This is a genomic window from Bowmanella sp. JS7-9, from assembly GCF_004329715.1.
GTDB classification, from domain to species: Bacteria; Pseudomonadota; Gammaproteobacteria; order Enterobacterales; family Alteromonadaceae; genus Pseudobowmanella; species Pseudobowmanella zhangzhouensis.
Genome location: NZ_JXSY01000026.1, coordinates 36215 through 61908, shown reverse-complemented (window position 1 = coordinate 61908; position 25694 = coordinate 36215). Strand labels below are relative to the sequence as shown.

The 25694-nt window shown below is 51.3% G+C and carries 22 protein-coding genes; 5 read left to right on the top strand and 17 right to left on the bottom strand.

The genetic code is table 11. The annotated features are described in order from the left end of the window. Positions 1-40: 40 nt before the first annotated feature. From TK45_RS14810 to TK45_RS14785, 6 genes are all read right to left on the bottom strand, one after another. Complete coding sequence (locus TK45_RS14810; RefSeq protein ID WP_131259631.1) at positions 41-1555, bottom strand: cryptochrome/deoxyribodipyrimidine photo-lyase family protein; 1515 nt, start codon at positions 1553-1555, stop codon at positions 41-43. A gap of 2 nt (positions 1556-1557) precedes the next feature. Then, positions 1558-2919, bottom strand: a complete 1362-nt coding sequence (locus TK45_RS14805) for a DASH family cryptochrome (RefSeq protein ID WP_131259630.1) — start codon at positions 2917-2919, stop codon at positions 1558-1560. Further along, a complete protein-coding gene (locus TK45_RS14800) occupies positions 2916-3047 on the bottom strand; it encodes a DUF2256 domain-containing protein (protein ID WP_131259629.1) in 132 nt (43 codons plus the stop codon). The genes TK45_RS14805 and TK45_RS14800 overlap by 4 nt, the downstream gene beginning before the upstream one ends. A gap of 8 nt (positions 3048-3055) precedes the next feature. After that, entirely contained in the window at positions 3056-4564 is a 1509-nt protein-coding gene (locus TK45_RS14795; RefSeq protein ID WP_254426637.1) for a cryptochrome/photolyase family protein, read from the bottom strand. A gap of 56 nt (positions 4565-4620) precedes the next feature. Beyond that, on the bottom strand, positions 4621-5319 hold the full coding sequence (locus TK45_RS14790) for a pirin family protein (protein WP_131259627.1): 699 nt from the start codon (positions 5317-5319) through the stop codon (positions 4621-4623). A 95-nt stretch (positions 5320-5414) separates the two neighbouring features. After that, the gene (locus TK45_RS14785) at positions 5415-6305 is read right to left on the bottom strand and encodes a LysR family transcriptional regulator (protein WP_131259626.1); all 891 of its coding nucleotides are present in this window, start codon (positions 6303-6305) and stop codon (positions 5415-5417) included. Between the two features lie 117 nt (positions 6306-6422). Between TK45_RS14785 and TK45_RS14780 the strand changes: the two genes are divergently transcribed. Next, the gene (locus tag TK45_RS14780; protein WP_131259625.1) at positions 6423-7007 is read left to right on the top strand and encodes a nitroreductase family protein; all 585 of its coding nucleotides are present in this window, start codon (positions 6423-6425) and stop codon (positions 7005-7007) included. A 3-nt stretch (positions 7008-7010) separates the two neighbouring features. After that, positions 7011-7718 carry an SDR family NAD(P)-dependent oxidoreductase gene (locus tag TK45_RS14775; protein ID WP_131259624.1) on the top strand — a complete coding sequence of 236 codons (708 nt, stop codon included), beginning with the start codon at positions 7011-7013 and terminating at the stop codon, positions 7716-7718. Positions 7719-7803: 85 nt separating this feature from the next. Here the strand turns inward: TK45_RS14775 and TK45_RS14770 are convergent, their stop codons facing one another. The 6 genes from TK45_RS14770 to glnA all read right to left on the bottom strand — a co-directional run bounded on the left by TK45_RS14770 (position 7804) and on the right by glnA (position 14702). Beyond that, positions 7804-9366, bottom strand: a complete 1563-nt coding sequence (locus tag TK45_RS14770) for an aminotransferase class V-fold PLP-dependent enzyme (protein ID WP_131259623.1) — start codon at positions 9364-9366, stop codon at positions 7804-7806. A gap of 211 nt (positions 9367-9577) precedes the next feature. Beyond that, positions 9578-10036 carry an Lrp/AsnC family transcriptional regulator gene (locus TK45_RS14765; protein WP_131259622.1) on the bottom strand — a complete coding sequence of 153 codons (459 nt, stop codon included), beginning with the start codon at positions 10034-10036 and terminating at the stop codon, positions 9578-9580. Positions 10037-10138: 102 nt separating this feature from the next. Beyond that, positions 10139-11542: a nitrogen regulation protein NR(I) gene (glnG, locus tag TK45_RS14760; protein WP_131259621.1), complete on the bottom strand. Its 1404-nt coding sequence runs from the start codon at positions 11540-11542 to the stop codon at positions 10139-10141. Beyond that, positions 11542-12606: a nitrogen regulation protein NR(II) gene (glnL, locus tag TK45_RS14755; RefSeq protein ID WP_131259620.1), complete on the bottom strand. Its 1065-nt coding sequence runs from the start codon at positions 12604-12606 to the stop codon at positions 11542-11544. The genes glnG and glnL overlap by 1 nt, the downstream gene beginning before the upstream one ends. A gap of 93 nt (positions 12607-12699) precedes the next feature. Beyond that, positions 12700-13218 carry a DUF4124 domain-containing protein gene (locus TK45_RS14750; RefSeq protein WP_131259619.1) on the bottom strand — a complete coding sequence of 173 codons (519 nt, stop codon included), beginning with the start codon at positions 13216-13218 and terminating at the stop codon, positions 12700-12702. Positions 13219-13292: 74 nt separating this feature from the next. Beyond that, a complete protein-coding gene (glnA, locus tag TK45_RS14745; protein WP_131259618.1) occupies positions 13293-14702 on the bottom strand; it encodes a glutamate--ammonia ligase in 1410 nt (469 codons plus the stop codon). 417 nt (positions 14703-15119) lie between these two features. Here glnA and typA point away from each other — a divergent pair, with 417 nt between their 5' ends. Together typA and TK45_RS14735 are read left to right on the top strand one after the other, a co-directional pair. Further along, positions 15120-16946, top strand: coding sequence for a translational GTPase TypA (typA, locus tag TK45_RS14740; RefSeq protein WP_131259617.1), 1827 nt, complete (start codon positions 15120-15122; stop codon positions 16944-16946). A gap of 137 nt (positions 16947-17083) precedes the next feature. Beyond that, on the top strand, positions 17084-18292 hold the full coding sequence (locus tag TK45_RS14735; RefSeq protein WP_131259616.1) for an ectonucleotide pyrophosphatase/phosphodiesterase: 1209 nt from the start codon (positions 17084-17086) through the stop codon (positions 18290-18292). Position 18293: 1 nt separating this feature from the next. Here the strand turns inward: TK45_RS14735 and TK45_RS14730 are convergent, their stop codons facing one another. The 5 genes from TK45_RS14730 to TK45_RS14710 form a co-directional block, all read right to left on the bottom strand. Then, positions 18294-20300, bottom strand: coding sequence for a methyl-accepting chemotaxis protein (locus TK45_RS14730; protein ID WP_131259615.1), 2007 nt, complete (start codon positions 20298-20300; stop codon positions 18294-18296). 16 nt (positions 20301-20316) lie between these two features. Further along, complete coding sequence (locus TK45_RS14725; RefSeq protein WP_131259614.1) at positions 20317-21318, bottom strand: porin; 1002 nt, start codon at positions 21316-21318, stop codon at positions 20317-20319. Between the two features lie 89 nt (positions 21319-21407). Continuing rightward, entirely contained in the window at positions 21408-22670 is a 1263-nt protein-coding gene (locus TK45_RS14720; protein WP_131259613.1) for a mechanosensitive ion channel family protein, read from the bottom strand. A gap of 2 nt (positions 22671-22672) precedes the next feature. After that, a complete protein-coding gene (locus TK45_RS14715; RefSeq protein ID WP_131259612.1) occupies positions 22673-23566 on the bottom strand; it encodes an acyltransferase in 894 nt (297 codons plus the stop codon). Between the two features lie 6 nt (positions 23567-23572). Then, a complete protein-coding gene (locus TK45_RS14710) occupies positions 23573-24451 on the bottom strand; it encodes an acyltransferase (RefSeq protein ID WP_131259611.1) in 879 nt (292 codons plus the stop codon). Between the two features lie 102 nt (positions 24452-24553). On the opposite strand from TK45_RS14710, the gene proB reads away from it, so the two are divergent. Next, positions 24554-25657 (top strand): glutamate 5-kinase, encoded by a 1104-nt coding sequence (gene proB, locus TK45_RS14705; protein ID WP_131259610.1) that lies wholly within the window; start codon positions 24554-24556, stop codon positions 25655-25657. The last annotated feature ends 37 nt before the right edge of the window (positions 25658-25694 follow it).

The following is a 25694-nucleotide window of genomic DNA, read 5'->3' as shown; positions in this document are numbered from 1 at the left end:
GTTGGGTCTGTCTGCTCGGCACCATAACAGTCCTGCCGCGTTAGTCAAACAAGCTTAGCTGATTATGTACTGCTGCAGTTGAGGATTGCATGCTGTTACGGCGTCTGGAGCCATGGCGTTGACCAATATGTTGCGCAGTGTGCTTAAAATGGCTGTCACGCAATCCCGCATAGGCTTTGCGCGCCGCCCGGCAGGCCTGCTCAAAATCCACACAGGGGGCGGGGTAGTCAATGTCTATCTCACAACCGGCATTTTTTTGCTGGTTTTTTGGCATCAGCCAGGGTTGATGCAGCCAACTATCCGGTACCTGTTTGAGTTCAGGCACCCAGCGGCGGATAAACTCTCCTCGCGGATCGAGTTTTTGTGCCTGGGTTAATGGGTTGTACATGCGTGGAATATTGATCCCCGTGGTACCCGCCTGCATTTGCACCTGTGGGAAATGAATGCCGGGTTCGTAATCGGTAAATTGCCGTGCCAGATGCAATGCAGGTTCGCGCCAGTGCAGCCACAACGGATAGCTGGCAATGGAGATCAACATGGCGCGCAAGCGAAAATTCAGCCAGCCGGTTTGATTGACACTGCGCATGGCCGCATCGACTAAAGGCCAGCCGGTGTGACCCTGTTGCCAGCGCACTAAAAACTCATTGCTCTGAGCTTTACCTAACGTGTCAAAGGCCGGATGCAGATTTCGTTCGGCCATGGTCACATCGTCCTCCAGCTTCTGAATAAAGTGGCAGTGCCACCAAAAACGCGAAATCACTGCGCTGAGCGCCTTGTGCCACATGCTATCGCGGGTTTCCTGCATGGCATCGGTAATAGTTTCAACGGTGCGTCTGACACTGATACAGCCATAAGCCAGATACGGGCTCAGGCGGGTACAACTGTGTTGGGCGCGCAGCGGGTAGCTGATGGCTGCATGATAATCCCGGCCACGTTGAGCGAGAAAATGTTGTAGCACCTGTTGGGCGACCGTTTCGCCGCCTTGCTGGCGTTGCAGGGTGGTTTTTTGTTCAAACCCCAGCTGGCGCGGTAATGCAGATACAGATAAGAAGCTGGTTGGCCACACACTGGTTAGTGTTTCTGGCTTGGCAAGACAGGGCTGTGACATAAAATCATGCCAGGCATCGGCCCAACTGTCGCGCTCCGGATTGGGACGGCGTACGCCAAATTGTGCGTATTCCCGCCAGGTGATCTGCCGTTGCCGACACCAGTGCTTGACCTGCTTATCGCGCTGATAAGTAAATTCAGTGCCATGCTCCTGATGACTGTGCAGTGAAAACTGCCCAAACTGCTGGTACAGCCTGTCCAGCGCTTGATCAATTTCGCCGAAACAGCAGGCGATCTGGACGCCATAATAACGCTGGGTTTGCTTATTCAGATTGGATAGTGCTTCGCGCACAAATTGCCAGTGACGCAGACTGGTATCTGGCTGTTGCCACAGGGAGGGCTCGGCAACATAGAGCAACACCACCGGTGCTCCGGCAGAGGCCGCAGCATGCAGTGCGGAGTGATCATCGAGACGTAAATCCCGTTTAAGCCAGACAACCTGCAGCATACTCAGGGGCAAACCACCACAGGAGGCGGATAACCCGCCAGTTGAGCAGTACCCTGCTGGTGGCGTTCAATCTCACCGAGGCTGACATCTTTCAGGGCAGGCAGCCAGTGGCGAATGTGCTGGCAGTGGGGGTCATACTGGCGCAATTGTTTGTTCAGACTAAATTCCCTTCCATGGCGCGGATCATGCCCCGCACCGGCGATATACGCCCAATTGCCATAATTGCTCGCCACATCAAAGTCTGTCAGGTGCTGCTCAAACCAGCGTGCACCGAGGCGCCAGTCCAGTTTGAGCTGGTGGATAAAATAGCTGGCCAGATTCTGGCGTAACCGGTTAGACACATACCCCGTGTAGCGCAACTCCAGCAGCCCCGCATCGACCATAGGAACGCCGGTCTTTGCCTGGCACCAGGCCTGCCAGCGGACAGGATCAAATTGCGCCGGCGGCAACCCCTGTTCACACAAGCCGCCATAATGAAAAAACTGCGCGCCATGCTTGCGCAACGACCAGTGAAAGAATTCGCGCCACAGCAGCTCAAAACGCAACCAATAGCTTTGTTCGTTGCTACCGTAGGCTGCTTCATAGGCAAGGATGTTGTGCCACAGGGTACGGGCAGACAGGCTGCCCCACGCCAGAAATGCACTCATATGGCTGGCGTAATCGCTGCCATGCAAGCGGTTACGGGTTTGTTTGTAGTGGCTGATGGCGCGGCGCTGAAATAAATAGGTATTGACCCAGTCAAGCGCCGCCTGTTCACCCTCGGCTTCGGTTCCGCTGGGCAAATTATATTCTTCTGTCTGCCAATCGAAACTGGCGGGGATGAGTTGGGTAACTGGCGGGGTAGGCGCCGGTATGGCCGGGCCATGCTTTGCCTCCACTTTACGGCGAAACGCTGAAAAGCTACCGGGAAAGGGCGTGAGCAACCTAGCGATATCAGCATAATTAAACAGCGGCTGAGCGCAGTAGGTGTCTATTGTGAGGTGGCGTTGTTGCAATTGTTGCAGCCACGCTTGTTCTTCCGGGGCCTGTGCTTCACTGGTTAGCAGTGTAAACGCCTGTTGGTTGGCCATGGAGGTGAACAATTCAACGGGATCGCCGCACAGCAGAGTGAGCGGTAGATTAAAATGCGCCAGTTCATTGCGCAGGCCGGCCAGTGTGCGATGCAGAAACGTCAGTTTGGCTGCACCGAGGCGATGCATGCCATGGGCATCGGTCTGCGACCAATGTGCAGGCAGAACAAACACGGCACACACCGGGCGTTTAAGGCGCTGCGCTAAGTGCCAGCCGGCATGATCGTGCAAACGCAGGTCATTACGCAGCCACAGCACAACCGGTGTGGATGGATTACTTTTGAAACCACTCATTTTACGCCGCCTTTACAGCGTTTGGAGCAATATTTCACCTCGTCCCAGCAGCGAGCCCATTTTTTGCGCCATGCAAAGGGTTGCCCACAAGTCGCGCAGAGTTTGCTGGGTAAGTGGGACTTGTGCATCCGCGAGCCTACAGGCATGCAATGTTCTCCAGCAGGTGTTCTCCGCGGCGCAGGATGGCGTCCTGCTTGGCTTCACTCATGCGGGCAAAACTTTTGTACACCATGGCCATTCGTGGGTTGTTTTCAAACGCCTGACGATGACGATATAAAAAGTGCCAGTACATGGCGTTAAACGGGCAGCTATCCTCCTGCTCGGCGGTTTTTACGTTGTAGTGACAGTGCTGACAGTAATCGGACATTTTGTGAATGTATTTTCCCGATGCCGCATAGGGTTTGCTGCCCAGATAGCCGCCATCGGCATGCATCACCATGCCTAAGGTGTTGGGCAATTCGACCCAGTCAAAGGCATCGGCATATACTGCCAGATACCAGTCACAGATTTGCTCAGGTTCGATACCGGCAAGCAATGCGAAATTACCAGTGACCATCAAACGCTGAATATGATGGGCGTAGGCATTATCAAATGTGTTGCGGAAACATTCCGCCATGCAGTGCATGTTTGTCTTGCCATTCCAGTAATAGGGCGGCAGGTCGCGCTGGTTACCCAGTTTGTTCAGCGCGGCATAATCGGGCATATGTAACCAGTAAATACCGCGCACATATTCGCGCCAGCCAATAATTTGCCGGATAAATCCTTCCACCGCATTGAGTGGCGCACGGCCATCCAGATAGGCCCGTTCAGCCGCCTGACAAACCTGCAGCGGGTCGAGCAAACCGATATTCAGGTACGGCGATAGCAGTGAGTGAAACAGAGTGTCCTCACCACTGACCATGGCGTCCTGATAATCACCGAAATTAACTAATCGATGTTGAATAAATTGTCCCAGTGCGGCCTGCGCCTGAGCCCGTCGGGTGCCCCACAGAAAGCGGGTAACAGAGCCGGGGTGATCACTGAACTGCTTAGCTACCAGGGTCAGCACCTCCTGGTCGATGGCATCCCTGTCAAAGTTGAGTGGCTCGGGTATCGGAGTTTTAGCATCATAGGCACTGCGGTTACTGGCATCGTAATTCCATTTCCCGCCGGCGGGTTGATCTCCGTCCATTAACAGGCCGGTACGGCGACGCATTTCGCGGTAAAAATATTCCATACGCAGTTGCTTGCGTCCATCCGCCCAATCGCGAAACCAATCAAGTGGGCAAATAAATCTGTCATCCTGCAGACAGGTCAAAGGCAGGTTAAGTGCATCGCACCAACGACTATCAATTTCATGCTGGAGACGGTATTCACCACATTGGGTAATCACCACTTCGTCGATGGTATGTTGCTGGCAGGTAGTGCTTAGCGCATCCAGTAACGATTGATGGGGATGCTGGCCATAAGCAAAATAGACGACCTGCCAGCCTGCTTCACGCAACTCCTCTGCGAAATGGCGCATAGCGGAAAATATTAATGCAATCTTTTGCTTGTGATGTTTGACATAACCGGCTTCAACCGGCACTTCGGCCAGCATAATCAGGTCAGATTGTGGGTTTAGCGCCCGAAGGGTGGCCAGCTCAAGGCTGAGCTGGTCACCCAAAATAACACCTAGTTTCACAGCAGAATTTGGTCTGGTAACAATAGGTGGGTATTACGTTAGTCTGCGGCGGGCAGATCAAACCACAGTGCTTCGGCGTCTTGCTCGGCAAACGTCAGCGTGACAGCACGATCCTGCACAAAGCCTGCACCGTCGCCCGTCGTTAGCAACTGGCCATTGACCTGAATTGATCCGCGCACCACGTGCAAATAACCAAAGCGCTGAGCGGTATTCAACTCAATAGGTTGCGCGTCATTCGGTGCAATGCGGGCAATACGCGCATCCTGATTTATTTTCAGGGTGCCGTGCTCACCGGTTCGGCTGACTAACCACACTAATCCGGGTTGGTCAGATACCGCCTGCTGCGCATAACTGGGCGTCACGCTGTTGACTGCCGGTGTGATCCAAATTTGCAAAAAGGTCAGGGGATCTTGCTTTGACGCGTTGTATTCAGAATGAGTAATGCCAGTGCCCGCACTCATCACCTGAATGTCCCCAGCTGGTATTTGATAGGCGTTACCCATACTATCGCGATGCTCAATGGTGCCACCGGTGATATAGGAAATGATCTCCATGTCCCGGTGCGGGTGGATGTCAAAGCCGCTGGCAGGGGCAACCCAATCATCATTAATCACACGCAATACAGAAAATCCCATGTGCTGAGGGTCATAATAACGGCCGAACGAAAAACTGTGTGCGCTGCGCAGCCAGCCAAAATCGGCTCGGCCGCGGGCAGATGCCGGACGGAAATAATCCATAATAAACTCCTCTCGTTTTGATGTGAGGATAGTTTATAACCGATTCATTAGAATAAAAGATGAAATAAACGACGTTTATTTTCTAATAAATAGAATTATTCTGATGTGCTTGCCTCAACTGATGCTTTCAATTGATCGACAAAGGTTTTCCCCGCGGGTCCCAGTTGGTCGCTGTCTTTGATATTCAGATAGAAGTTTTCGGTGCGTACTGCGCCATGTTCCAGAGTGAGAGGTTTAAGCAGTCCGGCGTCGATGGCTTGCTGCGCTTCAGACTGGGGCAGCCAGGCAAAGCCGAAACCTTTGCTGATCAGATCAATACTGGTGCGCAGGTTACTTACCGTCCAGCGTTGTTCGGCGCCCAGCCAGCCGGAATCACGGCTTTGGGTGGCAGAGGAATCCCGCACCACAATCTGGCGGTAAGATTTTAAATCTTCAAACGATAGCGTTCCCAGTTGATGCAGCGGATGGGCAGGGTGGGCCAACGCCACGAACGGCGCAGCACACAGCTGTTCATTACTGCCCACGGATAACAGGAAACCACTGATGCCAATATCTACTTTGCCGCTGCTGATTAACTCATGGGCACCAGACAGAATGGTTTCATAAATTTCCACCCGGGTATGAGGGTAACGCTGCGAGACTTCATTCAGCGCATGGTATACATGGCATTGGGGAAAGGCCTCATCTACCGCAATTTTTAACCGGCTTTCAACACCTTTACTCAGGTTGTTGGCAATCACTTCCAGTTTACGCGCTTCCTGCAACACATAACTGGCGCGGCGCAGCATCATTTCGCCAGCTTCGGTTAACTCAGCCTTACGGCCATTCACCTGCAAGAGTTTGACCCCTAACAACTCTTCCAGCTTATGCACCGCATGGTGCACCGTGCTCTGGCTTTTGTGCACCGCCTCAGCGGCCTGACTAAAGCCGCCATGGTCGACCACTGCTTTTAACATGCGCCATTGTTCAAGGGTACTTTTGAGCATAATTGGATCTCGGGTTGAGCGATTTCGCGATTTATTGCGTAGTGACTAGACTAGTTAAACCGACACAATAGAAAGTAGCAAGCTGTTTACCGTTAATTTCATTCGAAAGGATAGAATATGAATACCCTGCCAGCCGTCGACCTCAGCAAGCGAGATCCCCTGTCTGATACCGATCCACGCTTCGTACAGCGTTGGTCTCCGCGCTATTTTCAACCGGTGCCAATCTCTGATCATGAGATTAATGTGATGCTCGATGCCGCGCGTTGGTCACCCAGTTGTTACAACGAACAGCCGTGGCATTTTTACATCAGTGATGAGCGTTCCTTTGCGCGCTATCTGGACATGCTGGTGGAAGGTAATCAAGCGTGGGCAAAACATACCTCCGCGATTGGTTTTATTACCGCGCGTCAGCAGTTCAGCCGTAATGGCAAACCTAACGGCTTCGCTGCGTTTGACTGTGGTGCGGCGTGGATGGCATTTTGCCTTCAGGCCAATCAGCTTGGCTGGTATGTACATGGCATGGGCGGCATTGAGACAGATAAGATCATCGATGGATTTGGTCTCGATCCTGATGCTGAACAGGTGATTATGGGCTTCGCCATTGGCAAGCTGGGTGATCTCAGCAGCGCCGACGCTGATACCCGGGAAAAAGAAACGCCGAATCAGCGTCATCCGCTGGCGACTATGGTAACTCGGGGTTAACCCATGTCGGTGTTGATTATTGGCGGCGCCGGCGGTATTGGTTCTGCGTGTGCCAATCAATTCTGTGCAGAGGGACATGACGTTATTGCCGTGTCTCGTTCAACTGTGTCCGGGCTGGCGGACGAGGTACAGCAACAACATTATAATGGCGAAGAGTCCGGCATTGCCGAGCTTTGTCAGCGCTGGGTGGCACAGAGCAGGCAATTCCGTCACATTGTTATCGCGACCGGTGTGCTGCATGACAACACTTTTGCCCCGGAAAAACGCCTTGAAGATCTGACCGACACTGCGATGCAGCGGGTATTTGCCATCAATACGCAATTGCCGTTGTTGTGGCTGAAGCATCTGATACCGCTGCTGAGCGGCAAAAAGCCAGTAACCGTCGCGGTGTTATCGGCGCGGGTCGGCAGTATTGGCGACAATCGCCTCGGTGGTTGGTATAGCTACCGCATGAGCAAAGCTGCGCTGAATATGGGGCTGCAATGTGCAGCGGTGGAACTGGCGAGGCGTGCAAAACAATGCAAATTGATCGCGTTTCATCCCGGCACGACGGATACTAATTTGTCCAAACCGTTTCAGGCCAACGTGCCGGCTGAGAAATTGTTTACCCCGGCGTTTGTTGCTAAGCGGCTGGCCAGCATGATGCACGCAGCCGAAGCCGATGGTCAGTTGAGTTATCTGGACTGGGATGGCAAACCCATCCCGTGGTAGCGGTCAATTCAAAAAGAACAGGATGTCAGGAACATGTTTACTACTCAAACTAGTAAAAATTGTCCTGACACCCTGCCAAGGCAACTTAATTAAGGTGCTGTAGCGGGGCGGTTTCCCGTTTCAGTCTGAGGCCGGTAAATACCCGCTTAAGCATGGATGACTTCGCGGCCACTGCCTGAGTCGGGAGCAAGTCAATCTGCTCCAGCGTAACCAGTTCTGAAGGCGTGGCGTTCAGGGCAACATAATCTCCCAGCGTCGGGTCGAAGCGATATTCATCCCGCCATTTGTCCGCGTTCTCCACTACCTGACGAATCGCTTTGACAATAAAGCGTGCTTCGGCATCGGTATTGGTGGGGTGCAGCGAAACGCGGATCCAGCCCGGCTTATCGCTTAAATCACCCGCATCAATCTTGTTGGTAATGCTGCAGGACTGGTTTTGATCCACATTCAGCAGGATGTGCCCGTAGGTACCAGCGCAGGAGCAGCCACCGCGTACCTGGATGCCGAATTTGTCGTTAAGCAGGCGTACCACCAGGTTGTAATGCATATGGGTGACATAAAATGACACCACGCACAGGCGCTCACGTACGTTGGGTTCCAGCATGTGTATTTGCGGAATTTCCGCCAGACCATCCATCAGAATACGCACCAACTGTTGCTCACGGGCAGCAATTTTTTGGGTACCCATCTGTTCTTTTAACTGGATCGCCAACGCTACTTTAATGGTTTGTAAAAATGCCGGCGTGCCGCCGTCCTCACGGGTTTCGATATCATCGTAAAAACCCTGACCGCCCCAAGGATTGGTCCAGCGCACCGTGCCACCGCCAGGTTGATCGGGCACTTTGTTGGCGTAGAGTTTGCGATTAAACACCATCACGCCGCTACTACCCGGGCCGCCAAGAAATTTATGCGGTGAGAAAAAGATCGCATCCAGACGTTCGTCGTCATCTTCCGGATGCATATCGATATCCACATAGGGGGCAGAACAGGCGAAGTCCACAAAACACAAACCACCATGCTGGTGCATGATTTTTGCCAGACCATGATAATCCGTTTTAATCCCGGTCACGTTTGAACAGGCGGTAAATGCACCAATTTTGAGTGGACGATCCTGATATAACTCCAGCAAAGCCAGCAAGTGGCCTTTATCTGGCAAGCCGCGCGGGTCGGGATGGATCACTTCTACGGTAACTTCACAGGTATTCCAGGTCGTCTGATTTGAGTGGTGTTCCATGTGGGTAATAAACACTACCGGCTTTTCTTCTTCACTGAGATTTATGCGTTCCTGCCATTTTTCGGCGATACGCAGGCCCAAAATGCGCTGTAGTTTATTAATGACTGTGGTCATGCCTGAACCGGCAGCAATTAACACGTCCTGATCGTTGGCATTTACGTGACGTTTAATGATGTTCTGCGCCTGATGGTAGGCGTGGGTCATGGTCGTGCCGGTCAGATTGGTCTCTGTATGCGTATTGGCCACATAAGGCCCCAACTGCTGGCTGATAAAATCTTCAATCGGTTGGTACAAACGTCCGCTGGCAGTCCAGTCGGCATACAAGATATCGCGGCTTTGACCATTGATAGTATGGCGCAGGCGTTCACCAATAATGTGTTTGCGATATTGTTGGAACGTTTGTTCAAGAGACATGGCTTTTTATCGTCTAACCGGACACTCAGATGAGGCGATTATAAAGCGAGTGGTGCGTATTACAATGCGGGTTGTGATTGTTCGTTTTGTTATTTTGTCTCTTTTCGGAACGATAGGTTGCTAATTGAATGTTTGTCGAAACAATAGTTCAAAAAACTTGCGAATTTGACGTTTTCTGTGTCTGAACGTTTTAAAAAATTTTGAAAAAAATTTAATTAATATGCTCAAGTGGCAGCGCCGTGGTGTGCTTGATGGTTTCCATGACAAAGCTGGCACTGACATCATGTAAATCGGCCTCAATGATGCGCTTGTATAAGGCGTCATAGCCGCGCATATCAGGTACCACCGCCTGAATCAGATAATCCAGTTCGCCGCTCATCCGATACACGCCAATCACTTCGGCAATCCCTGCTACGACCTGACAGAAATTCTGATACCACAGGGTATTATGCTGGTTGGTCTTGATTGAAATGAATACGGTCAGACCAAGATTCAGCTTTTCCTTGTTGAGCAGCGTGACACTGCCATCAATAACGCCATCTTCTTCCAGTTTCTGGATGCGGCGCCAGCAAGCGGTTTTAGATAAACCAACCTGATCGGCAACTTCAGCAACAGACAGGCGGCCATTGTGTTGCAGGGTAGTCAGAATGAGTTTGTCGGTATTATCCATAGTTTCACGAAACGAACGTTTTATAAAAAGACTATATCAGACAACCCATGCAAACAAAGAGGAGAAAGGGGCAGAAAATTCATTCTGCCCGTTAGCGGTTGGCTAAATATCCAGTTCTTTAAGCTTACGAGTCAGGGTGTTGCGCCCCCAGCCGAGGTATTTGGCCGCTTCCTGTTTGTGCCCGCGGGTAAAATGCAGGGCTCGCTCCAGCAGCACTTTTTCGAAAGTAGGCAGGGCATCATCTAACAGGTTTTTGCGACCATTATGCAGTTGCTGATCGGCCCATGCCGCCAGTAACTCATGCCACTGGGCCACAGTGGGCTGGGTGCTGCTGAGCATGGTGGGTTGGTGCAGTTCTGGTGGTAAGTCTTCCGGCAAAATTTCCTGACCCGAAGCCATGACCGTCAGCCAGCGACACAGGTTTTCCAACTGGCGCACGTTACCCGGCCAGGGCAAGTCAGTGAGGACCTTTTCGGTTTTTTTATTCAAAGTCTTGGCATCGACTTTCAGTTCTTTGCTGGCTTGCAGCAAAAAGTGACGCGCCAATGCCGGAATATCCTCGCGGCGTTCTGCCAGCGACGGCAAATGTACGCGGATAACATTCAGACGGTGAAATAAATCTTCGCGGAATTTCCCGTCAGCAACCCGTTGCTCGAGATTTTGGTGCGTCGCGGCAATGATGCGCACATCGACGCTGACCGGGCTGTGACCACCAACCCGATAGAATTGCCCGTCTGCCAGCACCCGTAATAATCGGGTCTGCACATCCAGTGGCATATCACCAATTTCATCCAAAAACAGGGTTCCGCCATTGGCTTGTTCAAAACGTCCCTGGCGGGCATTTTGTGCGCCGGTAAACGCGCCTTTTTCATGGCCAAATAATTCAGATTCGATTAAATCCGCCGGGATGGCCGCCATATTCAGGGCGATAAAGGCATTTTGCGCACGTGGACTGTGACGGTGCAGGGCGCGTGCCACCAACTCTTTACCGGTACCGGACTGGCCATTAATTAATACGCTGATACTGGAGCGAGACAGGCGGCCAATGGCACGAAACACTTCCTGCATGGCAGGTGCTTCGCCAATGATATCGGTTGTCGGTGCCGCATCGACCTGCTGGCGACGGGCATTTTCCCGCGCCTGTAGCAATGCACGCTGCACCAGCGCGACTACTTCGTCGATATCAAACGGCTTGGGAATGTATTCGAATGCACCGCCGTGAAAGGCGTTAACCGCGGAGTCCAGATCCGAATGGGCTGTCATGATAATGATCGGCAAGTTTGGAAAGCGGCTGTGGACGTCACTGAGCAGTTGCATGCCATCCATGCCGGGCATTCGGATATCCGAGATGATCACTTCGGGTTGTTGGCCCGCATCTAACTGGCGCACCACATCCCGGGCATCGGCAAAGCTAAAACACTCCAGGCGTTCTGCCTGCAGAGCTTTTTGCAGTACCCAGCGGATTGAGCTGTCGTCATCTACGATCCAGACCGGTGCGTATTCCATCAGCTGTGCTCCTTATGTTCGAGGGGTAAATAAATCACAAATTCGGTATGACCCGGCCAGCTAACGCATTCGATTTTGCCTTTGTGGTGGTCAATTATGTTTTGTGCAATAGACAGGCCCAGCCCGGTGCCATCCTGTTTGCCGGTCACCATGGGATAGAACAGGGTATCGCGCAGGTGTTCCGGGATCCCCGGACCGTTATCAATAATTTTAATTTCCACCGCCAGCGGTACCCGGCGGCCGTGGATCATTTGCTGGCGTTGAACGCGGGTAATCAGGCTAATCTGTCCACGCCCCTGCAGAGCCTGCACACTATTACGCACGATGTTTAACAGAGCCTGCTGCATTTTCTCCGCATCAATAAATACATCGGGAATACTGGGGTCATAGTCGCGAATAATGACGGTGTCCTGAATATCATCCAGTGCGATGAGCGTGCGGATTTTTTCAATCACGGCATGAATATTCTGCCAGGTAAACTGCGCCGGACGGTTTGGACCGAGCAGGCGGTCGACCAGATTGCGCAGGCGATCGGCCTGCTCAATAATAATTTGGGTAAATTCCTGCAGTTCCGGTTCATCCAGTTGACGTTGCAGTAACTGTGCGGCACCGCGCAATCCGCCTAAAGGATTTTTAATTTCGTGGGCCAGGCCTCGTACCATTTCTTTGGCTGCCTGTTGCTGTGCCCATTGCACATTTTCCTGACTAATACGTCGTTGCTGATCGATCACTTTGACTTCCAGCAGCAGGTAAATAGCGCCGTCAATCTCCAGCGGTGAGGCGGTAAAGTCGATAAGCGAATGGCGGCCATCATGGAAACTGACCTGCACTTCACTGTCGGAAAAACTGCGGGGGTGCCGGGCTGCCCGGTAAAGGCGAATGACCGGCAAACTGGCATAGAGCAACAGGTCGGGCAAACGCTGCCCGAGTAAACGTTGTTCACTGGCACGCAATAAGGCTTCAGCTGCGGCATTGGCGCGCTGAATGGCCAGTTTGTTATCTACCAGCACCAGAGCTGTCGTCATGGATTGGAGTAGATGTTGGGCGATATGATCGTTCTGCATCCTGTCACTATAAAGCATGCACTAATTTGGTGCACTGATTTTGCCAGTCGCGGATGCTCTGAAAAAAATGCTGCCAGATGTGGCAGTTTTGCCCTATTGCGAGCGGTTTAAGATAGTTGCCCGCAACAGGTAGAACACCCTTACAGGACTCGATGCAATAACCTTGCCCGAATTGTCGATAAGTTGCACTTGTAAATGATGTTCACCACGGTCGACGTTATTTAGCAAAAATTCGCGGTTTGCCTGAGTTTTGACGACCTTACCATCCATCAATAATTGCAGTTGGCCGCTGAAGGCGGGTTTGATATTCACCTGTACCGTTAGGTCTCCGGGATTCGAGCGAATCGCCTGTTGTTCTGCCGGGTTAACGATATCAATGGCGTAATCAATTGCCGCGTCGGTTTTGGTGCGCGTGGTTGATGTACGTGCCGGTAGTTTGCCCTGATAGGCTGGCATAACGGCACTGTTGGTTTTGGATAAATCCACAGGCACGGCGCCAGGTACCGGTTGGTCGGTATAGATGATGCTGCCATCCGGTTTTTTGAGTTTATACAGGGTGCTTGCCTGTACAGACAGGCTGGCTACCAACAGTGTCAGATAAAGTGCTTTCATATCAACAGTGTATGCCGGATTGCAGGAATAAAAAAGCCCGCAGGGTGCGGGCTTTTAATCTTGTGTATCAGCGCTTATACGCTGTAGTACATTTCGAATTCAACCGGGTGCGGTGTCATGGCCAGTCGCTCGATATCGGCTTTTTTCAGCTCGATGTAAGCGTCGATCATGTCGTCAGTCATTACGCCACCACGGGTCAGGAACTCACGGTCTGCATCCAGTGCAGCCAGTGCCATGTCCAGCGAGCTGGCAACGGTTGGGATTTGCTTCGCTTCTTCTGCTGGCAAATCGTACAGGTCTTTATCCATCGCATCACCAGGGTGGATCTTGTTCTGGATACCGTCCAGACCAGCCATCATCATAGCGGCGAAAGCCAGGTATGGGTTGGCTGTTGGATCCGGGAAGCGAACTTCGATTCGACGCGCTTTGGCGCTGGTTACGTGTGGAATACGGATAGACGCGGAACGGTTACGGGCTGAGTAAGCCAGCATAACTGGTGCTTCGAATCCAGGTACCAAACGCTTGTACGAGTTGGTTGAAGCGTTGGTAAACGCGTTCAGTGCACGAGCGTGTTTGATGATACCACCGATGTAGTACAAGGCTTCTTCAGACAGACCGGCATATTTGTCACCGGCGAAGATGTTTTTGCCATCTTTGCTGATTGACTGGTGAACGTGCATACCAGAGCCGTTATCACCAACCAGTGGCTTAGGCATAAAGGTCGCAGTCAGGCCGTACGCATCCGCTACGTTGTGAACGACATACTTGTAGATCTGAATTTCGTCAGCCTTTTTCACCAGCGTGTTGAACTGACAGGCGATTTCGTTCTGGCCGGCAGTTGCTACTTCGTGGTGGTGCGCTTCGATAACCAGACCCATTTCTTCCATCACCAAACACATGGCGGCACGGATGTCGTGAGCTGAGTCAACTGGTGGTACCGGGAAGTAACCGCCTTTTACGCCTGGACGGTGACCTTTGTTACCGTTGTCGTATTCAGAACCTGAGTTCCACTTCGCTTCGCTGGAGTCGATCTCGTAGAACGCGCCTTTCATTTCTGAGTTGAATTTCACGTCATCGAACATGAAGAATTCTGGCTCTGGGCCGAAGAACGCGGTGTCACCGATACCGGTAGACTTCAGGTACTCTTCTGCTCGGCGAGCAACAGAGCGTGGGTCACGGTCATAACCTTGCATAGTAGACGGCTCAAGGATATCACAGCGGATATTAACCTGAGTCTCTTCAGCAAACGGATCCAACATAGCAGTAGATGCGTCTGGCATCAGAACCATGTCTGATTCGTTAATGCCTTTCCAGCCCGCGATTGATGAACCGTCGAACATTTTTCCTTCTTCGAAGAATTCTTCGTCGACTAAACGTGCCGGGATCGATACGTGCTGCTCTTTACCTTTGGTATCGGTAAAACGCAGGTCGACAAATTTAGCTTCGCTTTCTTTAATCAGGTCGATAACCTTTTGAATTGACATTGTGTCCTCCACGAGTGCGACGGGTTGTGTCCTTAACGGCTCACAAGGTGAAACGTTTTATTGTTGCCAGCGTTGAAGCCAGTAACGTGCCAACATTTTCGGTTGGCGCGAATCCGCATAAAATATGACGAGCGTGCCCACCCAGACGCAAATCATTCCGTGCATTTGCACCAAAATGGTGCTTGTTCGCACTGAAATGATCCAAGTCGATGCATTCTCAGCAAGCATGGTGATTAAGTAAAGCGGAAAACCCGCTAAATTGCGCGAAAATGTTGCAGCAGGCTATCTGGTGAATACGCTGGATATTTGCGCGAATTGTGGTCGCAAAGTGCGGAATAACCCTGTACAATCCGCGCCACTTTTGCCCGGGCTAAGCTAATCTTGGTTCGGTCAGTAACTAACTAGACAGCATCCTTTATGAGTCAAGACATTTCTAACTTACGCAATATTGCGATTATCGCCCACGTTGACCACGGTAAAACCACCCTGGTAGACAAACTTCTGCAACAATCAGGCACGCTGCAAAGCCGTGGTGAAATGCAGGAGCGGGTAATGGATTCCAACGCGCTGGAAAAAGAGCGTGGTATTACTATTTTGGCGAAAAACACCGCCATTCGTTGGAACGATTACCGTATCAACATCGTGGACACCCCTGGACACGCCGACTTCGGTGGTGAAGTAGAACGTGTCATGTCGATGGTTGACTCTGTGCTGCTGTTGGTTGACGCACAGGAAGGCCCGATGCCGCAAACCCGTTTCGTTACGCAAAAAGCGTTTGCTCAGGGTTTGAAGCCTATTCTGGTCATTAACAAGATTGACAAGCCAGGCGCGCGTCCTGATTGGGTAATGGATCAGGTATTTGACCTGTTCGATAACCTGGGTGCGACCGATGACCAGCTGGATTTCCAGGTGGTATACGCTTCTGCCCTGAACGGTTGGGCCAGCCACGATGCTGACACGCCAGCCGAAGACATGACCGCATTGTTTGAGACCATCGTAAGCCAGGTTTCTGCGCCAGATGCTGACGTTAACGGTCCGTTCCAGATGCAGATTTCTCAGCTGGACTACAACTCTTACGTGGGCGTAATCGGCGTTGGCCGTGTTAAACGCGGTAGCGTGAAAGTAAACCAGGCCGTCACTGTGATTGGTGCCGATGGTAAGAAGCGCATTGGTAAAGTGGGTCAGGTATTAGGTTACATGGGTCTGGAACGTCATGAAGTCGAAGTGGCTACCGCTGGTGACATTATCGCGGTAACTGGTTTGGGTGAGCTGAAAATTTCAGACACTATCTGTGACAATAGCCTGGTAGAAGCCTTGCCACCGCTGTCTGTGGATGAGCCAACGGTTACGATGACCTTCCAGGTGAATACCTCGCCATTTGCAGGTAAAGAAGGTAAGTACGTGACGTCGCGTAACATCCTTGAGCGTCTGAAAGATGAATTGATCCACAACGTAGCATTGCGTGTGGAAGAAACCGAAGATCCGGATAAATTCCGTGTGTCAGGTCGTGGTGAATTGCACCTGGGTATCCTGATTGAAAACATGCGTCGTGAAGGTTACGAACTAGCGGTTTCTCGTCCGGAAGTAATCTTGCGTGAAGTTGACGGTGAACTGCAAGAGCCGTTCGAAACTGTGACCATCGACTGTGAAGAAGAGCATCAGGGCTCGATCATGGAGCAGATGGGTCTGCGTAAAGGCGAAATGACCAACATGTCGCCGGATGGCAAAGGCCGTATCCGTATGGACTTTATGATGCCAAGCCGTGGCTTGATCGGTTTCCAGACTGAGTTTATGACCATGACCTCAGGTTCTGGCCTGCTGTACCATACATTCAGTCATTACGATAAGCACAAAGGCGGCGAGATCGGCCAGCGTAAGAACGGCGTATTGATTGCCAATGCGGCCGGTAAAGCCCTGACTAACGCCCTGTTTAACCTGCAGGAGCGTGGTCGTTTATTCATCGGCCACGGTGTGGAAGTGTACGAAGGCATGATCATTGGTATTCACAGCCGTGATAACGACCTGACGGTTAACGCTCTTAAGGGTAAGCAGCTGACTAACGTACGTGCCGCAGGTACGGACGAAGCACAGACACTGGTACCACCTATTCGTATGTCTCTTGAGCAGGCACTGGAGTTTATCGACAATGATGAACTGGTAGAAGTGACGCCTAAGAGCATCCGTATTCGTAAGAAATTATTGACTGAAAACGATCGTAAGCGTGCATCACGTACCAAAGCGTAAGTGATATAGTCGTAAAAAAGGCCGCCATTCGCGGCCTTTTTTGTGGGTGTCTTTCATCGCTTAAGCTAGGATTGACATCATTGGCGGAAATCATACAAATGCAGTTGTTGTTACCAGGGAAGCTAAGGGAGAGGTAAATGGCCAGATTGATATTCATCGGCATATGGTTGGTGCTGGGATTAACCCACGCGGATGCAGCAGAGACGTCAACGGACTCACCCTACGTGGTACTGGTGTCGATCGATGGTTTTCGTTGGGACTATATTGAAAAACATCAGGCACTGAATATTGCCCGAATTGCGGCCAATGGTGTTCGCGCCAAGCGTTTGACCCCGGTGTATCCAGCCAATACCTTTCCAAGCCATTTGTCTATCGTGACCGGTTTACACCCGGGGCACCATGGCATCGTTGCGAACCGATTCTACGACAAACAGCGCAACGAATATTATGAGATGGGGCAGGGTAAACAGGATGCTTCCTGGGTAGAAGGGATCCCGCTTTGGAATCTGGCGGAAATGCAAGGCATTAAAGCGGCAGCAATGTTCTGGCCTGAGTCGGATGCCAGAATTAACGGCCGCACGCCCAGTTACTTTTACCACTATGCACATAATGCCGATTATCAGTGGCGGGTGGAACAGATCCTCGACTGGCTGCGTCTGCCTGAAGTACAGCGCCCGCATTTTATTACCGGTTACTTTTCTATCGTCGATAGTAAGGGCCATGAATATGGACCGGATGCCGCGCAAACCCGGGCGGCAGTGCAAAAAGTCGATCGCTTAGTGGGCCAACTTTACGATGGTATTTTGCAGCTGGGATTACCGGTGAATCTGGTCTTGGTTTCTGATCACGGCATGACGTATACGGATCCGAACCAGGCGATTAAGCTGGACGAGCTGGAATTGGATGGCGAGAATTTTCAATGGGTCAATGATGGTAGTCACCTGATGATCTACGGCAATGAAGACACCTCAGATGCCCGTTTACAGAGTGAGGTTGCGCGCTTAAGTCAGTTACAGGACAACCGTTTTCGGGTGGTGGATGTGAAAGAACGTCAGCGTCGGGGCCTGGAGCAGCGCAATCGTGGCGGTGATATTTTGATTGAAGCCGTGCCACCGGCGCGTTTTTCCAAGGGTAAAAAACTAGACATTGGTGCCCATGGTTATCCGCCTGAACTGGCTGATATGGGCGCGCTGTTTGTGGCGACAGGGCCGGCATTTAAGCAAGGTGTGTCAGTGGGTGAACTCCACGCGCTAAGCATCTATCCCTCAATTGCGCGTATTCTTGGATTGGAATTAATGGCACCGGTAGATGGCGATATCACGCCACTGCTACCGGCACTGAATTAACTCACAGTTTAAATTGCCCCAATGCATGGCTGACCTTCTGGGTATTGGCATGCATTTGCGAGGATAAGGTTGCGTTCTCCTCCGCCATATCATGCACATTATTGATACGGTCGGCGATGGAGGTGGATTTTTCATTGATATGCTCAATGGTCACCGCTTGTTGCTCCGCGGCTACCGCGACCATATCCACCGACCGACTGACATTCTCAATATGGCTGGCGATATCGGATAATGCCTGCTGCGCCTGTCTTGATAAAGTGGTGTTGCTTGACACCTGCTCCTGACAGCTGCGCATAGCATCAAACGCCAGATTGGTATCGCTTTGAATCGAGCCGATTACATCGGCAATTTCTTTGGTTGATTGTGCGGTACGTTGTGCCAGCGTGCGCACCTCATCCGCGACCACAGCAAATCCACGGCCCTGCTCGCCCGCTCGGGCAGCCTCAATGGCGGCATTCAGCGCCAACAGGTTGGTTTGCTCAGAAATATCGCTGATGACGCCAACGGTCTGGCCAATTTTATCGGCGCGGGTCTTGAGGGCATCAATTCGTTGCGCGGACAGATCAACGCTTTTTACCACCTCATTCATGCCAGAATCGACCTTTGCAACGATATCCCGGCCACTTTCTGCGTAGTGCGCTGCTTTACCGGCGCTGGAGGCACTTTCACTGCAACGTTCGGCAATGTCTTTTGCCGCTTGGGCTATTTGATTGTTGGCGGCGGCCACTTCCTGACTCAACGCTGTCATATGCCGGAGTTCCAGATTAATTTTGTCAGTACGGCCAAGGCAGTGATTCACGCTACCGGAGATCGCTTCACTGGCACGCAGTACATCACCGACTATGGTGTGTAGTTTCGACACAAAGGTATTGAAATAACCTGCCAGTTCACTCAGCTCATCATTGGAATAGGTACGTACTCTGCGGGTCAGGTCTCCCTCGCCCTGTGCAATATCTTTAAGATTTTGATTAAGCCGATAAATCGGGCGAACCAGTTGTAAGCGGCTCAGCCAGATAATCAAAACAGTTAAACCTAAACCCAACAACATCATTATTGTGTTTATCGAGTAGGCCGCGGTGGTTGTACCGCTGACGTCGTCCAGACGTTGTTCGACCGCTTGTTGGCTCAGGTTGCGAAATTCAGACAAATCGTTAAGCAATTTGCGCGCAGCAAGCTGGTACTCCTGATTAGCGCTGTAAAAGCCCCGATAGGTATCGACAACCTGGGTCAGCTCATCCTGAAATCGCTTGAATGCGGCCCGATAGCTGCTTGCCATCGTGCCGCTGAAAGGGGCGGGCACATTGATATCAAATTGCCCGGTGGCGAGCATGCCGTCCGCCGCTTCCTGTTGAAACGCCAGCGCCTGATTAATTTCCTCGCGGATACTGTCAGAAGGGGCATTGGCCAGATAAATGCGCAGATAATAGAGGGCGGTAAGCATGCCAATATTGGCCTCCATGCCACCGTCAGCCGCTTCCCATTTTTGCTGCAAACCTGACTGCCAGCTAATTTGCCGCGATGGCTGACTGCGCAACTCTTCTACTGCGCCGTCGCCGCGCTCTTCAAGAATTTCACCTAATTGGACGAATTGCTCAACTTCCCGTTCAAATAACGCATTGGCTTTGCTGAATGCCAGATGCTCAGTCATCAGGCGCGAACGCAGTGACTGATAGCGCTGTAGCTGATCCTGCAGTGCATTGAGTTGTGACTGAGGGACGACGGCGCTCTCGCGTAAGGCTTGTAATGCCTGGTTGGCGATACGGCCATTTTCTTCAATTTGATTGCGGCTTTCCACATCGCCATTGAGATACTTTTGCATATACAGCACCTGATTTTGTACTGCCTGAGATGCCTCAGAGGTGCTTTGAGCGGTCTGCCAGGCGGGACCACTGATAAAGGTCAGAATCGATGACATACGGCTCAGGCTCCAGAAGCTGGCCCCGCCAATCATCACCACGATCACCGCAAAGATTAAAGTGGCTAACAGGGTTTTACGTGCAATGGTCATCAGGATGTCCTTTATGTTACAGAGTCAGTTCAAAACGCAGGGTAAAAACCAGCGCATCATCCGCCTCGGGGGCCGCAGCAGGATGTTGAATCCATTGCAACTCGGGTTTTACCGCCAGTTGCGGATAGATTTGCGCGCGATAATAAAGCTCTATGCTGCTCTCGCTGCGGCGCAGTTCGCTGGCGAGTTTGCTGGTTTGAACGTGACTCACACCCAGTCCCCAGCTGTCGTCTGGCCGGGATGGCACGCTCGCCCAGCTGGAGCCTACGCCTAAATGCCGGGTGATTTCCGCATCATTTGGGCTTGCGCCAAGTTGTATGTACCAATTGCCAAGGTGCGAGGATTGCGTCTTTGCAGGTTGCAATACGGCGTAGCCACCGGTGATATTTTTTTCGCCTTGCAAGCTGTCGGCGTTGCGCTTGTGCCACAACCCCAGCTTCCAAATGAGCTCGCCGGCTAGCTTATATTCAGCAATATAAAATGGCGCATCGAGGCGATTATCATCGTCGGCGAACAGACCGGCTGAGAACCGATGGTTATCCTGCTGATAGGCACTGGTGATGGCCAGACGAGGTAAGGGGTAGGTGGGTAAAAAACCAATAGTCGGACTAAAACCCATACTGGAGTTGATAAACTCACCGGCACTATCTGCTACGGCAAATTCGGCGTTGGCATCTTGCTGGCCAACGGTGAGCTGCCAGTTTTCATGAATTTGCCATTGCAGCCAGGCGGCATATAAACGACTGAAATCATCTTCATCAATATTTGAAAACGCCTGCAGATCGCCAACGCTGTCGCTACCGTTATTGCCACGTTGCAGCTGCCCTTCGGCATAAAATAACCAGTCATCGCTGAGTTGACGTTCAATGCTTAAACCGGCTAATGCCCGTAATGTTGAGTCTTCGCGTATCCCGCCGGTTATCACATTGGAGTAATCGGTAGTAAAAAATGCCGAAATGTCGGCGGCACACGCGGCGCTACTGAATAGCGCCGCACAAACTGCACTGCGAATTCGCATACCCGGTGACCTCTTGGCCGATAAGGTCACCAAGTATAGTTAATATTTACCAAACGCCAGTAAACTGTGGGGTGTGGGGGAGTTTTGGATCAAACGGTTCTGTCGATACTGACCTGATCGCTGATGGCCTGATAAGGCAACAGGTCGAACACCGGCAGCATGGCGATAAAATGGTCGAACAAATCGGCCTGAATTTTCTCGTAGTTCACCCAATTTTTGTCGCTGCTGAAACAGTAGATTTCCAGCGGCAGGCCTTTTTCACTGGGCGCCAGTTGCCGCACCATCAGAGTCATCTCCTGATGAATGGCTTTGTGATGGCGCAGGTATTGTTCCATGTAGGCGCGAAATGTTCCTAAATTGGTCAGCCGGCGTGCGTTGAGTAAATCTTGCTCGGTGATTTGGTTATCCTGATGATAACGGGCCAGTTCGCTCACTTTGTTTTCTACATACTGACTGATATAGCGAATTTGTTTAAATCGTTGCAGTTGTTCATCGTCGCAAAAACGCACCGATTGCAGGTTAATCAGCAAGGAGCGTTTAATCCGCCGGCCACTGGACTCCTGCATGCCGCGCCAGTTTTTAAACGACTCGGAAATCAACGCATAGGTGGGAATGGTGGTGATGGTGTTGTCCCAGTTTTGTACTTTAACTGTGGTTAACCCCACTTCCAGTACCGTGCCATCCGCACCGTATTTTGCCATTTCAATCCAGTCACCATTGGTGACCATACGATTGGCGGCAATTTGAATACCCGCTACGAAGCCTAAGATGGCATCTTTAAAGACCAGCATCAGCACGGCAGTCACCGCACCTAAACCGGATAACAGAATAATCGGTGAACGGTCCAGCAGATTGGCAATTACGATCAGCAAGGCAACGATAGCCAGCACCAGTTTAACCACCTGGATAAAGCCGGTAATCGGCGCGCGCCTGGCCAGTTCCGACTGATTGTAGAGGTCGCCTACGGTATTGAGCAGCGCATTGAGGGTCAGCAATCCGGCCACTATCAGGTAAACCAATGCCGCTTTACTGACAAATGCACTAATAAACAGCCCCGGCTCTAAAAGTTGTGGGGTGAGCAGTTGAATAACCACCGCCGGTACCATATGGGCCAGATGGAAAAAGAAACCGTGCTGGTAGAGTTCATCATCCCAATGGGATTTGCTGCGTGCCACCATGTTGGCCACTGTCGAACGCAGCACGCTATTGGCCACATAAAACATCAGCGCAGCCAAAATAACTATGCTGCCCAGTGCGATAGCCAAATAGGTATGACTGGCGGCAGACTCAACCCAGCCTATTTGCTGGAGCGTGGTTAATAATATTTCCTGCAAACGACCTGGGGCTGACATAACTATCCTTGTTTGATACTGGTGAGTAAGGCGTCTTTTTGTATCCAGTTTTGATTGAGCCAACCCTGAAATTGCTGGCGAAATTCATCATCATTAAAGTAATCACCCACCATGGAACTGTCGACCGGCATTACTTTGACATCCAGAACCACACGGCGCAGCTTACCCAGCAGCGCCTGATGCATTATTTTACCCGGGTTATCGGGGAAGGCGATGGTGATATCCAGCACATTGCTGAACAATTCACCCATTGTGGCCAAAGTAAATGCCACGCCACCCGCTTTAGGCGGCATCAGATGTTTAAATGGGCTAGGGCGTCTTTTGAGTTTTGACTCGCTGTAGCGGGTTCCTTCAACAAAATTCACCATTGTGGTGGGGATATCCCGAAACTTTTCACAGGCTTTGCGAGTGGTGTCGATATCCTTACCTTTCAGGTGTGGGTGTTTGGCAATGAATTCGCTGCTGTAGCGCTTCATAAATGGCATATCCATCGCCCACGCACCTAAACCCACAAACGGCATCCAGATGAGTTCCTGTTTAATAAAAAACTTCGGGGCCGGAATGCGGCCACTGCAGAAATCGGCCAGTAACATAATATCCAGCCAACTAAGATGGTTGGCCATAATCAGGTACCAGCCGTCTTTATGTAGCTGGCCATCGATTTTGATATCCCACTCAAGGCGGTTCGTCAGCGACAACAGCCAGAAACAGCCTTTCCCAAAGCCACTGAGGTAGAGGTTCATCAAACGGGTCAGTGCATGGCGTGCCGGCGCATAGGGTATGATTAGCTTGATTAAGCCGGTGATGATAATCAGCGACGCCCAAAACATCAGATTGAGGATCTGGGTAACCACGTTAAACGGGTAAATAATCAGAGTGGGAAGAAAATACAGCATAAAAGGTTAATCCAGCACCGTCAGGCTTTTGAGTTTGTTGTCTTTTTCCAGCCACAGTTGATTCAGCCATAGCTGAAAACGCTCACGCTGAAGGGCATCTTCAAAATAATTACCCAGTAGGTTCTTATCGATGGGCAATACCCGCACATCGACATTGACCTGTTTGACTTTACCACAGATAAAGTCCCAGAAATTCGGGATCCCATGGGGGTAGGCGATGGTTACATCCAGCAACTTATGCAGTTGCTCACCCATACTCGACAACACGAATGCGATACCACCGGCTTTTGGCTTCAACAGGTGAGTAAACTGACTTTGCTGACGTGCATGTTTATTGCGGGTAAAGCGCGTGCCTTCGACAAAGTTCATCACACTGACCGGCATATGACGGAATTTTTCACAGGCTTTACGCGTCGTTTCCAGATCTTTGCCCTTCAGATGGGGATTTTTCTCCAGAAATGCCTTTTTGTAGCGTTGCATAAACGGGAAATCCAGCGCCCACCATGCCAGTCCCATGACCGGCACATAGATGAGTTCTTTTTTCAGGAAGAATTTTAAAAACGGGATTTTGCGATTAAAAATACGCTGTAACACCAGAATGTCGACCCAGCTCTGGTGATTGGCAATAACCAGATACCAGTCCTTTCGGGATAGTTGTTCGAGGCCATGCACAACCACTTTTGTGCGGGTAAAAGCGCGTTGAATCAGATAGTTGACTGATATCCATGCGGTGGCACACATATCTAAAAAGCGACTTAGCCACACCCGCCAGACCTTTATTGGGATCAGCTTCAGCACGGCGCCGAGAATAATCGGTACAAACCAGAAGAGTGTATTGAAAACGTACACCAGCAAGGCCAGTATTCCGCGAAGTGTATACATCATGTGCAATTAAATACCCGTTTGCTTATTGCTTATCCAAGTCACAAGCGCGTATTTTAATGCACATTGTTGACAAATTTCATCCATTAATAGGCAGGATTGTTCGTGGAAAAAGCGCAATTTGCATGGCAACGTGTGGTTATCAAGGTTGGAAGTGCGCTGATTTCACCCGATGGAAATGGCTGTAAGACGGAGCACTTACTCGCCATCGCGCGCTTCATTATTGCCGCGCGCCACCAAGACAAACAGGTTATTTTGGTGTCTTCCGGCTCGGTAGCGGCGGGGCGTAATGCGATTGCACACCATGCCCCACTCAGTCTGGCCGGCAAGCAGGCCATGGCGGCGGTTGGACAAACCAGGATGATGGCCAACTGGGCAAGGTTATTTGATTTTCCCTGTGCGCAAATTCTGTTAACCCATCAGGATATTGCCAGCCGTGCCCGTTATCTGAATATCAAAAATACCCTGCGCGAGCTGCTGGATAATGGGGTCCTGCCCATCGTCAATGAGAACGATACGGTTGCCACAGAAGAACTTAAGTTTGGCGATAACGACAACCTGGCCGCCCAGGTCGCCTTGGTTGCCGATGCGGATACGCTGGTCATTTGCACTGATGTGGAGGGTGTATTTGATAAAGATCCGCGTAGTCACAGCGATGCCCGTCTGCTGGCCGAACTGACACAGATCACAGAGTCAACGCTGGCAATGGCGGGGGGCAGTAGCAGTGGAGTTGGCACAGGTGGCATGTTAAGCAAATTGCAGGCAGCGCAAAAAGCCAGTGCACAAGGCATTCAAACCTTTATTTGCAATGGCCAGAATGAACAAGCGCTGGCCGCGCTCGCCCGAGGGCAGACAGCAGGTACCCGCGTGTTACCGCAGCAAAGTATTGCCAGCGCCAAGAAACATTGGTTAAAACATTCGTTAAAGGCGCAGGGACAAATACTGATCGACGAAGGCGCACATAATGCGCTTAAAGAGCGCGGCGCTTCCTTGCTTCCGGCCGGGATTATTGGCGTTGAGGGCAAGTTCAATGCGGGGGATGCGGTGGATGTGTGTCTCGGTAAGCAGTTGGTGGCAAGAGGGTTAAGCGCCTATTCCAGTGCTGAATTACAGCAAATAAAAGGATTGCACAGCCAGCGAATCGCCACCGTACTGGGATATAGCCAGCAGGCAGTAGCTCTGCATCGTGATGATTTAGTGTTACTCTGAGGCCAGGCATTTATAGGCAAGAAATAAAAAATTTTAA

Excerpts from the sequence above, each read along its gene's own strand:
- TK45_RS14730 (WP_131259615.1), bottom strand. The coding sequence starts at position 20,300 with ATGACCATTGCACGTAAAACCCTGTTAGCCACTTTAATCTTTGCGGTG.
- glnL (WP_131259620.1), bottom strand. The coding sequence starts at position 12,606 with ATGCAGAACGATCATATCGCCCAACATCTACTCCAATCCATGACGACA.
- typA (WP_131259617.1), top strand. The coding sequence starts at position 15,120 with ATGAGTCAAGACATTTCTAACTTACGCAATATTGCGATTATCGCCCAC.
- glnA (WP_131259618.1), bottom strand. The coding sequence starts at position 14,702 with ATGTCAATTCAAAAGGTTATCGACCTGATTAAAGAAAGCGAAGCTAAA.
- TK45_RS14800 (WP_131259629.1), bottom strand. The coding sequence starts at position 3,047 with ATGCACAAGTCCCACTTACCCAGCAAACTCTGCGCGACTTGTGGGCAA.
- TK45_RS14750 (WP_131259619.1), bottom strand. The coding sequence starts at position 13,218 with ATGAAAGCACTTTATCTGACACTGTTGGTAGCCAGCCTGTCTGTACAG.
- TK45_RS14735 (WP_131259616.1), top strand. The coding sequence starts at position 17,084 with ATGGCCAGATTGATATTCATCGGCATATGGTTGGTGCTGGGATTAACC.
- TK45_RS14790 (WP_131259627.1), bottom strand. The coding sequence starts at position 5,319 with ATGGATTATTTCCGTCCGGCATCTGCCCGCGGCCGAGCCGATTTTGGC.
- TK45_RS14775 (WP_131259624.1), top strand. The coding sequence starts at position 7,011 with ATGTCGGTGTTGATTATTGGCGGCGCCGGCGGTATTGGTTCTGCGTGT.
- TK45_RS14810 (WP_131259631.1), bottom strand. The coding sequence starts at position 1,555 with ATGCTGCAGGTTGTCTGGCTTAAACGGGATTTACGTCTCGATGATCAC.
- TK45_RS14770 (WP_131259623.1), bottom strand. The coding sequence starts at position 9,366 with ATGTCTCTTGAACAAACGTTCCAACAATATCGCAAACACATTATTGGT.
- TK45_RS14805 (WP_131259630.1), bottom strand. The coding sequence starts at position 2,919 with ATGAGTGGTTTCAAAAGTAATCCATCCACACCGGTTGTGCTGTGGCTG.
- TK45_RS14785 (WP_131259626.1), bottom strand. The coding sequence starts at position 6,305 with ATGCTCAAAAGTACCCTTGAACAATGGCGCATGTTAAAAGCAGTGGTC.
- TK45_RS14710 (WP_131259611.1), bottom strand. The coding sequence starts at position 24,451 with ATGATGTATACACTTCGCGGAATACTGGCCTTGCTGGTGTACGTTTTC.
- TK45_RS14715 (WP_131259612.1), bottom strand. The coding sequence starts at position 23,566 with ATGCTGTATTTTCTTCCCACTCTGATTATTTACCCGTTTAACGTGGTT.
- TK45_RS14780 (WP_131259625.1), top strand. The coding sequence starts at position 6,423 with ATGAATACCCTGCCAGCCGTCGACCTCAGCAAGCGAGATCCCCTGTCT.
- TK45_RS14725 (WP_131259614.1), bottom strand. The coding sequence starts at position 21,318 with ATGCGAATTCGCAGTGCAGTTTGTGCGGCGCTATTCAGTAGCGCCGCG.
- TK45_RS14765 (WP_131259622.1), bottom strand. The coding sequence starts at position 10,036 with ATGGATAATACCGACAAACTCATTCTGACTACCCTGCAACACAATGGC.
- TK45_RS14720 (WP_131259613.1), bottom strand. The coding sequence starts at position 22,670 with ATGTCAGCCCCAGGTCGTTTGCAGGAAATATTATTAACCACGCTCCAG.
- glnG (WP_131259621.1), bottom strand. The coding sequence starts at position 11,542 with ATGGAATACGCACCGGTCTGGATCGTAGATGACGACAGCTCAATCCGC.